The sequence below is a fragment of the Lysinibacillus sp. 38-6 genome (assembly GCF_046245175.1).
Classification (GTDB): domain Bacteria; phylum Bacillota; class Bacilli; order Bacillales_A; family Planococcaceae; genus Lysinibacillus.
In genome coordinates this window covers 227784-240009 of sequence record NZ_CP176417.1, presented here as the reverse complement: position 1 = coordinate 240009, position 12226 = coordinate 227784, and the positions used below count along the sequence as shown (strand labels likewise).

Annotated in this window: 15 protein-coding genes and 1 other annotated feature; of the genes, 6 read left to right on the top strand and 9 right to left on the bottom strand. The window is 38.4% G+C overall.

The genetic code is table 11. From position 1 onward, the window contains the following. Positions 1–50 precede the first annotated feature (50 nt). Entirely contained in the window at positions 51–2111 is a 2061-nt protein-coding gene (locus tag ACKVEV_RS01245) for a DUF2339 domain-containing protein (protein ID WP_409368573.1), read from the bottom strand. 91 nt (positions 2112–2202) lie between these two features. Next, positions 2203–2454 carry a phage holin gene (locus ACKVEV_RS01240; protein WP_409368572.1) on the bottom strand — a complete coding sequence of 84 codons (252 nt, stop codon included), beginning with the start codon at positions 2452–2454 and terminating at the stop codon, positions 2203–2205. A 467-nt stretch (positions 2455–2921) separates the two neighbouring features. Between ACKVEV_RS01240 and ACKVEV_RS01235 the strand changes: the two genes are divergently transcribed. Further along, positions 2922–3083, top strand: coding sequence for a hypothetical protein (locus ACKVEV_RS01235; RefSeq protein ID WP_409368571.1), 162 nt, complete (start codon positions 2922–2924; stop codon positions 3081–3083). A 6-nt stretch (positions 3084–3089) separates the two neighbouring features. Here ACKVEV_RS01235 and ACKVEV_RS01230 read toward each other — a convergent pair whose 3' ends face one another. The 3 genes from ACKVEV_RS01230 to ACKVEV_RS01220 form a co-directional block, all read right to left on the bottom strand. Continuing rightward, positions 3090–3446, bottom strand: coding sequence for a hypothetical protein (locus ACKVEV_RS01230; protein WP_409368570.1), 357 nt, complete (start codon positions 3444–3446; stop codon positions 3090–3092). 68 nt (positions 3447–3514) lie between these two features. After that, positions 3515–4951 carry a proline--tRNA ligase gene (gene proS, locus ACKVEV_RS01225; protein ID WP_409368569.1) on the bottom strand — a complete coding sequence of 479 codons (1437 nt, stop codon included), beginning with the start codon at positions 4949–4951 and terminating at the stop codon, positions 3515–3517. 47 nt (positions 4952–4998) lie between these two features. Further along, positions 4999–5208: a binding site (T-box leader), on the bottom strand. A gap of 50 nt (positions 5209–5258) precedes the next feature. Beyond that, a complete protein-coding gene (locus ACKVEV_RS01220) occupies positions 5259–6008 on the bottom strand; it encodes a hypothetical protein (protein ID WP_409368568.1) in 750 nt (249 codons plus the stop codon). 95 nt (positions 6009–6103) lie between these two features. Between ACKVEV_RS01220 and ACKVEV_RS01215 the strand changes: the two genes are divergently transcribed. Together ACKVEV_RS01215 and ACKVEV_RS01210 are read left to right on the top strand one after the other, a co-directional pair. After that, entirely contained in the window at positions 6104–6466 is a 363-nt protein-coding gene (locus ACKVEV_RS01215) for a DUF1722 domain-containing protein (RefSeq protein WP_409368567.1), read from the top strand. Positions 6467–6490: 24 nt separating this feature from the next. Next, positions 6491–6838, top strand: coding sequence for a BRCT domain-containing protein (locus ACKVEV_RS01210; RefSeq protein WP_409368566.1), 348 nt, complete (start codon positions 6491–6493; stop codon positions 6836–6838). Here ACKVEV_RS01210 and ACKVEV_RS01205 read toward each other — a convergent pair. The 3 genes from ACKVEV_RS01205 to ACKVEV_RS01195 form a co-directional block, all read right to left on the bottom strand. Further along, on the bottom strand, positions 6828–7055 hold the full coding sequence (locus ACKVEV_RS01205) for a DUF2651 family protein (protein WP_409368565.1): 228 nt from the start codon (positions 7053–7055) through the stop codon (positions 6828–6830). The genes ACKVEV_RS01210 and ACKVEV_RS01205 overlap by 11 nt on opposite strands. Positions 7056–7247: 192 nt before the next feature. Further along, on the bottom strand, positions 7248–7898 hold the full coding sequence (locus ACKVEV_RS01200) for a peptidylprolyl isomerase (protein WP_409368563.1): 651 nt from the start codon (positions 7896–7898) through the stop codon (positions 7248–7250). Between the two features lie 68 nt (positions 7899–7966). Beyond that, positions 7967–8797, bottom strand: coding sequence for a metallophosphoesterase (locus ACKVEV_RS01195; protein WP_409368562.1), 831 nt, complete (start codon positions 8795–8797; stop codon positions 7967–7969). 269 nt (positions 8798–9066) lie between these two features. On the opposite strand from ACKVEV_RS01195, the gene ACKVEV_RS01190 reads away from it, so the two are divergent. Both ACKVEV_RS01190 and ACKVEV_RS01185 read left to right on the top strand, forming a co-directional pair. Continuing rightward, complete coding sequence (locus ACKVEV_RS01190) at positions 9067–9876, top strand: hypothetical protein (RefSeq protein ID WP_409368561.1); 810 nt, start codon at positions 9067–9069, stop codon at positions 9874–9876. Beyond that, positions 9869–10258 (top strand): hypothetical protein, encoded by a 390-nt coding sequence (locus tag ACKVEV_RS01185; RefSeq protein ID WP_409368560.1) that lies wholly within the window; start codon positions 9869–9871, stop codon positions 10256–10258. Before ACKVEV_RS01190 ends, ACKVEV_RS01185 begins: the two co-directional genes overlap by 8 nt. 237 nt (positions 10259–10495) lie before the next feature. On the opposite strand, the gene ACKVEV_RS01180 is transcribed toward ACKVEV_RS01185, so the two are convergent. Next, the gene (locus ACKVEV_RS01180; protein WP_409368558.1) at positions 10496–10888 is read right to left on the bottom strand and encodes a DUF3992 domain-containing protein; all 393 of its coding nucleotides are present in this window, start codon (positions 10886–10888) and stop codon (positions 10496–10498) included. Positions 10889–11181: 293 nt separating this feature from the next. Here ACKVEV_RS01180 and ACKVEV_RS01175 point away from each other — a divergent pair, with 293 nt between their 5' ends. After that, positions 11182–12168, top strand: coding sequence for a DUF3992 domain-containing protein (locus ACKVEV_RS01175; protein ID WP_409368557.1), 987 nt, complete (start codon positions 11182–11184; stop codon positions 12166–12168). The last annotated feature ends 58 nt before the right edge of the window (positions 12169–12226 follow it).

The following is a 12226-nucleotide window of genomic DNA, read 5'->3' as shown; positions in this document are numbered from 1 at the left end:
GGGTTATTTAGTTAGTCTTTTTTTAATTGACCAACTAAATAACCCTTATATTATTTCCTCAACAACCGCCCCGACAACAGTAAGCCAATGCCGCCAATCGACATAAAGAGTACTGCTCTAATGAAGAGATCAAGTGCGGATAAGTCGAAGAATATCAATTTTATAAACGCGATGGCTAAAATGGCAAAGCCAGAAAGCCGAAGTATTCGTAATTGGCGTATCGAGCCGAGCCATAGTGATAGGCTAGCTGATAGGAATAATGTAATGGTTGTGAATGCAATGCTGAGCTTCCACGCGAGCAAGTCGTTATAAGCTAGCTGTGACACTAGACCACATAATGCTATCATCGTACATACTACGCCTATGCTGATAAGCCAATCTAAATATTTCGTCATATGCTGTTGATACATTTGATAAATGCGCCCCTGCATCAGTAAATCGATGATGATAGCTACAAACACGGCTATATAGACGAGTCTTGTTGCGATATTTAGCCATTCTATGCCTTGCATATGATAAGGAATACCGCTAATCATTAGGGTAAAGAACAGGAATAACACAGTGAGAACTGGCGTTAGTGCCCGCCCTTTATAGTGAACTGGTAGCACAAGAGAGCCTGCAAAAAATAGTGCGATAGCGATACTCATCAAATGTGGGAAATTGCTAGCACCTGCAACATACACGCTATCAAGCTTGGCAATATAAACAAGGAAGTAACCAGCCGTCATAACGGCTACTAAATCGAGCACGTATACATCTTTCATTAGCTTCTCAAATGCATTGACTGTGTCCTTCTGACGCATTGCGTACATATAAATAATGAACAGGTACACGCCAGGCATGATTAAACTCAAATGTTCGATGCTAAAAAATGGTGTTGGCTCGTGTGCGACATAGCTTAACAGCAGTATGATCGTAAACCCAATGGAACTGACGACTTTCATTAAACTAACGCGGAGTCGTAAGCTCATCATAACGCCTGCAAATGCGATGAATGGTAGCAGTAAATCATCAACCTTTTCTGGTAGATTCATGACTAATAGCGTATTACAAAGTGTTATAAATGCGAGTGTTACGGCACTATCAAATGCCTCCTGCCATTTTTGCTTATAGCCATAACTCGCTACAGTTACAAACAAAATACAAAGCCCAAGCAGTAGTAGTTCATTATATTCAAGTGGACTACTGATAAAGTTCAAGAGTAGTAAGCTAAAGACACTTAAACTAAATTGCAGTCCGACATGAATAGGCTTCCATTTCGATTCGACATTATACAGACGACACCAACTTGTATAAAAGATGGCAAGTGTTATCATTAGCCCTAGTGCAAATACAACATGATGGTCACTATTTATAAACGCTACAATCCCGACTGCCATGATAGAGAAAAAGGTTGAAATATAAAGGGCAATTTTTTGCTTATGATGCCAAATCACTAATTGCAGCATCGTCAATAAGACAATAACAAAGATCAATACAATAAATGCGCTAAAATCCATATATTCTAGTAAATAGGGTAATAGCAACGAGGTAAACGCTACAAATACCGTAAGTACTTCATTCTTTTTGAAATAGCTAATGGCTATGCCGTAGCCAATATACACAATGGCAATGATCAGTGCTAATGTTAGACCGATTACTTCATACAAAATCGCACCAGCCGCAGTTGTTAAAATGCCTACGATAAATGCCCCACCATATAAGGATATGGTAATGGCTGATGAACCAAGTTTTTTATGTTCTACTACATACGCTATAGCTGCTAATGCGAGAGATAATGAATAGGCGAGGATGATTTTCACCTCGTTTGATAAGTAGCCATAATCACTAACTAGCTTTAGTCCCCATAACACGCCCAACACTAAAATAACCATAAACACTTTCGGGAGCGCCCACATCATTTGTTCTTCAAATGAACGCTGTGGTTTCGTTTTCGGTGTCGGTGCTGATTTAGGTATTGGCTTTTTAGGCTGTACAGGAATGGATCGGTTAACTTTTTGTACAGTTGTCTTTTCAAGTGGCTGTTGGTGCTTTAACACATCCATTTCCTGTCGCAACGCTTCCATCTCTTTTTCTAGCTTAGCAATTCGCTGCTCCATTTCTCGAGACAATCAATCATCCCCCTAGCAATTAGAATTTTATTACATTATACCATATTCACCTTTATTGTAAAATTACACTTTTTAAAGTGTAATAAAATTTTTATCGAGGTTTACGATACATTAAAGCTCGTTCACTATCACTGGTGCCACTAGTAGTCGGATCCACAACAACACCCATTAACACAAGAATCGATAACACTGTATTTAAAATCGTTGTCAATTGCTCGCTCATTCCACTTGTTAAATCGAAGCCAAACAAAGCGCCTACTTGTTGAGCGAGAAGTAGCAGCATGGAAAACAGCGCCAATATAAATGGCTTGTGCATGAAACGAATTTTCCAGTTAATTCTCATAATTGCTCACCTCCCCCCTTCCTCACCACAGTATATGCACCGCACAACTTGGCACATATGCAAAAATATAGCTTTAACCAGTGGAATTTATTATTTCTTCCCAACGAACTAGTTGTTATTTTTTCTATTAACGATAGTTATCGCACATACCGTTGATTCGCGCTGGGTTACCTAGGATTTCATCTGTTTTATCGGCGATTCACGCCATCTTATCAGCGATTCGCAACACCTTATCAGCGATTCACGCCATCTTATCAGCGATTCGCACCGGCTAATCAGCGATTCGCGCCACCCTATCAGCGATTCACGCCATCTTATCGGCGATTCGCAACACCTAATCAGCGATTCGCGCCACCCTATCAGCGATTCACGCCATCTTATCGGCGATTGAGCATTTTCACTTTATGAACGAAAACCTACAACACGACATAATATAGAATTAAATGATAAAAAGGGTGATGTTAAAAATGCAGGGCCACGAAAGACCTGACGTGTGGGACGAAGATGGACGGGATATTGATCGGTGGGAAAATGATGGTGGAAGAAGTCAAGGTACAAGACATGGACGGGTTCCTGTCTTGTACCTCAATGGGGCATTATATATCGCTGGCAATGAATTTCATTTATAAACATGTCTATTCCATTATTTCATTTAACTTCGCAGTCGATTCATCTGTTAACTTGTAGCGTGTATCTTTATCATTCGTATACATAATCATTCCAGAATCTTCACTTAACCAAAGAAAATAAGCGTCGGTTCCTACTTTAATTTTATAATCTGGGGCCGCTACATCGGCAATTCCATCTCTTTTTTGTGCTTCGTTTATCGCTTTCGTAAAATCATCGATCGTCGACTGCTCTGTAAAGGTCTTCTTTGTGTCTTGTTTTTCCTTCGAAAAGCTTTCCATTTCAACAACGGTCACTTTATTTGGCGTACAACCAAGTAAAAATAGGACAAAAAGCAATACTGTTAGGCTGTAAATATTTCTCAAAGTTTCCCTCCTTAAAAAAAATAGCATACCGGAAGTAATCCAGTATACTATTTATCGTCTGTTAAAAACTAGTAAGCACGTGCAAACCACACAGTATGCGCTGCTTCTTTGCCGCAATGAATGCAAGTATGCTTCGTCGTCGGTGGGTTAAATGGTATGTTACGTGTTGTGAATTTTGTTTCTTCTTTGACCTTTTCTTCACATACATCGTCGCCACACCAACCAGCTAATATCCAACCAGGAATCGTTTCATTTTGTTCAGCTTGCGCTAAATGTTGTTTTAACTGCTCCATTGTATCGATATGTGTATGTGAGTTGTTCGCACGGAAAGCTTTTGCTTTTTCAAATAATCGCGTTTGCATCGTTGCTAATTCTTTTTCAATGCTTTCGACTATTGAATCTAAAGAAACCGATACTTTTTCTTCTTCATCACGCGCTTTCATTAAGCCTTGCTCATTTTCTAAATCACGTGGGCCCAACTCAATACGCACAGGTACACCTTTTAGTTCCCATTCATTAAATTTATAGCCTGGTGATTGATCTGAATCATCAAGACGAACACGAATGCCTTTTGCTTTTAAAGCTGCAAAAATTTCATCTAATTTCTCCATAATCTTAGGGTTCTTTTTCCACGGACCCACTGGAATTAACACTACTTGCGTTGGGGCAATTCTTGGTGGTAAAACAAGTCCTTGTTCATCCCCATGTACCATAATCACGGAACCGATTAAACGTGTGGACGTGCCCCACGATGTTGTATGGACATGGACATGTTTATTTTCTTTATTTAAATATTTGATATCAAATGCTTCAGCAAATTTTGTACCTAAGTAATGAGATGTTCCTGCTTGTACAGCTTTGCCATCCTGCATCATCGCTTCAATCGAAAATGTATCAACCGCTCCAGCAAAACGTTCTGACGGTGTTTTTTGTCCATCATAGACTGGAATCGCTAATAATCCTTCGACAACTTCTTTATAAATAGCTAACATTTGCATTGTTTCTTTACGTGCATCTTCTTCATCAACATGAGCCGTATGACCTTCTTGCCATAAAAATTCCGACGTACGGATAAATGGCAATGTTTTTTTCTCCCAACGGAATACATTTGCCCATTGGTTAATTAATACTGGTAGATCGCGATAACTTTTAATCCAATTGGAATATAAATGGCCAATCATCGTTTCAGAAGTTGGACGCAATGCTAAACGCTCTTCTAATTGTTCGCCTGCCGCTTCAGTTACCCAAGGAAGTTCTGGCGAAAACCCTTCAATATGATCCTTTTCTTTTTGGAAAAATGATTCTGGAATAAGCATTGGGAAGTAGGCATTACGGTGACCTGTTTCCTTAAAGCGCTTATCCATTTCTGCTTGAATATGCTCCCATAATTCATAGCCATCTGGTTTAAACGCAATACAACCACGAACTGGCGTGTAATCCATTAAATCTGCTTTTTGAATTGTATCTACATACCATTTTGAAAAATCGTTTATTTTTTGTGACATCGTTTTTCCTCCTTAGTTTTCAATAAAAAAAAGCATAAAGCATCCTCATAAAGGACGTCTTTACGCTAATTGACGTGGTACCACCTTAGTTCGGCTTAAACATAAGCCCTCTAAACGTTTGTAACGAAACGACTCGGTTAGTTGTTAACTGACTTCTCCGTGGTAGGGTTCAATAAGAAGAGGTGATATAGCTCTCAGCCTAGGCTATATTTTCTGGTTCACAATCCTTACTTACTTGATCACATCATCGATTTTCTTATGTATACATTAATATACCAATTTGCTACATGTAATTCAATCATTACTGTCACACAAGTGATGGAAATCCAGCTCGCGACCATAACCATAATGGTGTATGGACATCAATCGGAGCAATTCCAGTTCCTTCGAGCACTTGTTCCCAGGCAAGCGCTACAGCTTTTCGATCATCTACCCCACCATTTAATACTGTAGGTGGACATAATCCTAATTGCACCGTAGCCTTTAATATATGCGTATCCGGTGCGATTGTAATAAGCTCCCTATCCTCCCAGCAAATAGCTGAATAGCTCTCCAACACGTAAAGCCAGTAGTTAAAAATTTTAGGTCCTGATAAATAAGGGAACTCGGATTTTCGAGTATTTTGCATTAGCTCTTTCAACGAATGAATATTATAGTGAACAGACGCCAATAGCCCTTCCACATCTCCATTTGCCGAGGAACGAACGATTCCTTGTGCCACGCGATGCCATATTTCTGGATGCCGATTTGGTTGTAACCCGACACGATGCAGCAACAATGCTTCACGTAAAATAGCTATATCGCTACTTGCTACCGTTTTCGGATGAAAAATCCACTTTGTTTTTTCATCTTGATAAGCTTTCACAACAGATTGCCATAGCGTATAGGAATTTCTTTGATAGTTTAAAGCCATGGACAGTGTTAAAACTTCAAGTAAATCTTGTTGTTTGACCGTTCCAATTAATACATCTTCGGGCATAGTTTCTCCACCTAGATGGCCTTGTGCATGCATATTTATTAAGGTTTTAACATTTTTTAAAAATTGATCACAAGACATTTTCTATCCTCCATGATTAGTAACTTAGAATTGTCGTTCATTATGATGTTTATGCTAATATAGATTTAAATATTTGATAATGGAAGTGTAATCGTATGAACCGTCAACGAACAGAAAAATTATGGCGTCAAGAAAAATATCGTGTTATGTATTATAGCCAAAAGCATTACAATCAACTTCGCCAGGCTATGCGAGATCAGCTGTCCCATGAGCATATTGAACAATTAATCGAAGACGCATACCAACAAACGCCAACTGACGGCAGCAAGCGCAATGCCTGTCAACATATGTGGGGCTATTTCCGAAAAGTTGCCACACTAGAAGAAAAACAACATTATGAGCAATTACTTCAGGATGGTGATAGCGCAACATTACTATGTTTTTTACAGCAATTAGCTACACACTATCACGTTACTTATTTACAAGAAAGTACTATTTTACAAAACAAAGGGTATTAATGCCCTCCCATTAGGAGATTTGATATGAACGACAATCTAGACAACACCGAAATGATCTTCTTTTGCCATCCATCCGACCGTTTCATGCATCCATTTTATAATAAACATATCGTCTTTACAGGGGCACTTTCCACAATGACACGCTCAGAAGCAGCGAAAAAGGCACGCGCTTGTGGCGCTTTAATCCAAGGAGCTGTTACAAAGGACACCCATTTTGTAATTCTTGGTAAAAACCGCCGAGACAAAAGCACAAAGCATTTAAAAGCCGAGCAGTTTATGCAACGTGGCTATGATATTCAACTGATTGCTGAGGAAGATTTTATTTGGCTGATGTCAATGCAAATAGAACATGTACCATCTACTATACGTTAACGTTTCTTCGCTTAAATTTCATTGTTAAACTGACCGTTAATGACAGCAGTGAATACATAACTGCCCAAATAAAAAAGGTTACATTGAAAACAGTAACAGTTAAGATTGCAAACACAATAAACGTTACGATAGGCATGACAAACCATTGTTTCACTGAAAGTCTTGTTGCTAGTAGCACAACAATAGGACATATGAATAGCACAAAAAGAAATTCCATATCTTTATTTCTCCCTTTAAAAAGACCACATTCGGTCATACTTCGGCGATGTCCAAATCTTTGAAGGAAACACTATAGCGTTCGTTTTCGCATAGGTTCCTACCTTTAATAACTACCATATTTTAACACTACAAAAACACGTTGACTAGATGTGCATCATCACAACCAATCAACGTGTTTTTTCATGTAAACCTATTTTTGCACTACCGGATCGGGATATGCAAAGCCTTTTGTATCCACTTCTACTTTTTTCATAACTTGATCTTCTAATGGCTTATCTGTTGCATCGCGTTCAACAGCCACAATCTCATCTACCGTTTCCATACCCTCGATAACTTTACCAAATGCAGCATAATCGCCATCAAGTTGGGACGTTTCTTCTACCATAATAAAAAATTGAGAGCCCGCAGAATTTGGATCATTCGTACGTGCCATTGAAATGACACCGCGCTCATGCTTTAAATTATTTTCGAAGTCATTATTAGTAAATTCACCTTTAATCGAATAATCAGGGCCCCCTGAGCCATTACCTGCAGGATCGCCACCTTGAATCATAAAGCCAGGAATTACACGATGGAAAATAAGACCATCATAAAAACCTTTCTCCACTAAGGAAACAAAATTTGCCACCGTATTTGGCGCTACTTTAGGCTCTAGTTCAATGACAATTTTTTTATCGTTATTCATTGTAATCGTCACAATTGGATTTTCTTTCACATTAGTCGCATAATCAACATTTTCTTCCGCTGTCGTATCCTCTTTTGAGGTTCCACAACCCGTCAGAACAACAACTAGTGCCATTAGGCTCATTACAAAATATAATACTTTCGATCGTGCCAACATTCTTTCAGCTCCCTATATAGTCAGTTACTTACATTATATAATTATAGGTTATGACCCAACAACTAATCTTACATATGAATATTAAATACAGATATCTCTGGTGGCACCATAAAGCGAGCAGCAATTCTCGACGTGCCAATTCCTGTATTGACATACAGTTGCATGCCTGTGCTTTTATTTATCGTATAAAATCCAGCATTATATTTTTCAGCCAATGCAGTAGTTGTTTTGAAAAACGGAACTCTTATCTGTCCGCCATGACTATGACCAGCTAACAACAACTGAACTGAAGTATCTTGTAACAGGTCTGCCATATCCGGCTCATGCATAAGAACCATTTTATAATCATAGTTATCATCCATCGTCGCTACCAACTTGTCGACATCCGGATTCCCTAGCAAACCGTCATCCAATCCTCCGATAAATAGCTTCTTGCCATTTAATACATCGACATTGACGCCACTATTATTTAATAAAGTAAAACCTGAATTTGTTAATACATCTTCGTATATTCTATAAGCTCCACCACCGTAATCGCGGTTTCCCCAGATGGCATATTTCCCGACCGTAGCTTTGAGCTGTGATAGATTATCCGTTACGTCTTGTTGATGTTGAAACGCAGAAAAATTTTCAAATAGATCGCCTGTAAATACAATGATATCAGGCGATAATTGATTTACCTTGTTGACTAAATCTTGCATCTGTTTAACTGTATATGTTTCACTTACTTGAATATCAGATAATTGCACTACTTTTAATGCTTGTCCTTTGTTTCCATGTAAATCATAAGTATGAACGACCAACATCGTTGGTTCAATTTTAAAAGCATATCCTATCAGTAAGCCTATGACGATCATTAGTAATATAACTATTTTTACAATCCTTTTAAAAAGCTTCATTCGTCTTTGCATGCCCCTTTCATGTGCGTATTGCTTCTTAGTTGATGGCCAGAAAAGGCTACTTTAAACGAAAACAAACGTGCACCTACTAGATGCTCGTTCGTTGTTTTTATTGTAAAACGAATATACAACTCTACTAACAACACTTCATACTGTATATCATTTTCAACGAAGATACCATAGAATATTACCGCAAACTGCTAAAAGTATAGGGTTTTCCAGTGTCAGTTATGTATAATAAAAGAAAATCATATTAAGGAAGTGGTGCAATGCATATCGAAAGGGTCAGTATTCCTGAATCGGCACATCCTATTATTAGTACATCCAGCAAGGGAGACCAATCGAAATGGCGTATTGGTAATAAATGGATTAAGCAAGATGCTCGTGGCTATGAAAGTAAAGCAGAAGTATTGGCGACTCTTATACTTAGTTGCTCCACTTTACCTTCCAACCGCTACGTTCAATACTTTCCTTGCGAAATTGAATTACCTGACGGTGAAATTACTAAAGGATGTTATTCATATGATTTTCGTGGGGATTTACAAGAGGTTACACTTGAACGGTTATTTGAAGCAAATTTCACTTCAACAGATTCTATTACGACTGACAAGACACTTTCAACAGAAGAGAAATTTCAGCAACTATCTGCGCAAATTGAAAGTTTTACTGGACTTAACATACGACAAGAATTGGCACAATTATTTGCTTTGGATGCACTTATTTTAAATGAAGACCGCCATACAAATAACATCTTATTTTTGTATGATCCTAAGTTTAAAACATGGTCATTAGCCCCTATTTTTGATAATGGGCTAAGCCTGTTATCTGATGAAAAAGATTATGCACCAGGTAAGCCGATTTCCATATTAAAACGAAAAGTAAAAGCAAAGCCACTTAATTCATCGTTTTCAAAGCAGCTTTCACTTTATGACGGACCACCGTTTATTTATAAAAAACAATTAATAACACGATTAGAAGAAAGCCCTTTTGATTTCGGACGTGCAAAAACAGTGTTAGTGTCACAACTGAATGACCCAATATTTCAAAAGTTATGGATAGAAGGTGAAAATAATGATTGATTATATGAAATTTGATGTGATGTGGATGGATGAGGTTATTGCTTCCGTAGATTTAAAACCAGCAAAAGGTGGTACACCTTATGTCATTAATTATATCGAAGATTTCAATAAGCAGTTTTCACCGAACATGGAAGGCCACATCACACTTGAAGAACTAGAGCGTTGGCTCAAATGGCGGACATTCCCTCCTACCCGAATAAATGCGCAAGAGCTTCTTGAAAGTTTAGGTTTACAAGCTTATAATCGCTGGGGCATTGTCCGTAAAACACATGGCGTTATGGCAGATGACGAAATTTGGCTACGCTTTAAAGGTGAATCACTCACACATCGAGATGTCTGTTTGCGTAAAGATTTGTACTATCCTAGTGATTTCGAAACGTGAATTATTAACAGCCAGTTCCCGGCACATACCGGCAACTGGCTATCGCCTCAACTATGTGGCCAAACTTTGCAATCTTCCTCAAGTAGCCATTTATGTTCTTCTTCAAATAAACGTTCAGTCCACGGGGCGCATAACCACTTATCTTTGGAGTAAAAAAAGTAAATAATGTATATCAAAAAAGCCGAATTCCTTTATAAAGGAATCGACCTTTTGGCACATCCCATAGTCGCAATCTTATTAAGAAAGTTCGTAACGAGGTGTGATACAGAATTCACCAGCAGCTGGTAGTAAGTCCGTTGCACCCACGGCAAACACGCGAATTGTATCGAAGCGTGAAATAGTAAAGGTAAATGCGCCTCCTATTGGTATAACGGTTTGTCTAACGACTGTACCACCTGTACCCGCAACAGGATCAGCTCCCTTTACAAATTGAACAGTAAGTGGGAAGTTGCCAATGTTTTTTATAAAACCTGATGCAAAAATCACTTCGTTTGCATTTGTCGCGTAAATAATTTCAGCGCCTACTACATCATCACCTGCAACGGTGAAACTATTACATACTTTATCTTGGACATATTTTTTAGGCACACAACAACTAAAGTTTCCTCCAACACTTCCATCTTGACACATAAATTAGATTCAACTCCTTCCTAACCGAAATCAGCTTTCTCCTTTATAGTAAATGCTCGAATATAGAAAGCGCTTAGACTTCTGTAACGCTACATTCCATAGATTCTCCAAACTGGCAAAATTGGCCGTAATCTTTAGAGAGAAATGTACGTCAGCACTTATTTCCATGTGTTTTGTACACTACAACAATGACTGCTCTGGAACATACTATTCTTCCATGTACGTGACCACATTTGAATTACATACATAGGATAGAAGAGACAAATACATTGAAGGGAGGAGCTAACGGATTCATGCAAACGAAGAATCCATCCGTTCATTGTGTAAAGGTTCCTAGAGTATACGATTGGCTAAATAAATCAACGGTTATCAAGTTAAAAGAAACAGTTCAATTGGAGCAAAAGAAGTTTGATGATTTTATTTGTTGTGATTTTGCTATTCCGAGCGGCCAATTGGAGCGTACCAATCTATGGACAACATATGGCATTAATCAAATTGGTGGTTCCCTCTGCATTAATTTTAAAAGCGGTTATGGAAATACGTTGGCTGTCTTTGTAAATGATGAAAAACAAGCAGAGATTCGTGAAGGTAGTTCTTTTTCTGCTACCTTTACACATCTTGAATCAATAGAAGTCCAATGTGATGGCAAAAATGTCAATTCGACTAGCTGTCGTGGAGAATTCCAAATCATGTTTCATTACCACCCCAATGATGATTATCAGATTTATTCACCAGAAGACATTCAAAAAACAATTTGTTATGTATCCGATTGTTATGGCAACCCTATTTCTCCCGATCGTGGACGCTCAATCTCGTGTAAAGAGATAACCAGTTCAGAAAATAGAAAGTGCATTTATATGGCAGATGAATGCGGAGAAATGAATTTACTAAACAGAGTCGATTTCTTAGTGGAAGGTTTTATTTGTGTGCAATTCATTAACTATCACGGAGATATTTGCTGTAAATACGTGTTTCCATTTTCTGATGTTGAAACAGTCGTTTTATTCGCTCCTTCTGGAACAGATATTTACTGTCGTGTAATGGATGTGGATTGCAGAGCACATATACTGCCCACCCTCCAGAACAAGCCAAATTGTATAGAAATTGTGCTATTGCTAACTGTTTGTCAAAGCATCCAGTCCGTCAATGAAGTAGTCATTGGACTAAAGGGCACGCTCTGCCTTCCACGCGTATGCACTACTTCACCGTCAGCCGTGCGCGAATATAATGGTTTATCTTTTTTTCTGAATCTCCTTAGTAATTCCAATGATAGTGGATAACATTAGACCAAAGGATTTCGCCAAGTACGAGACCCTTTGGTTTTTTGTTTTTTAAATA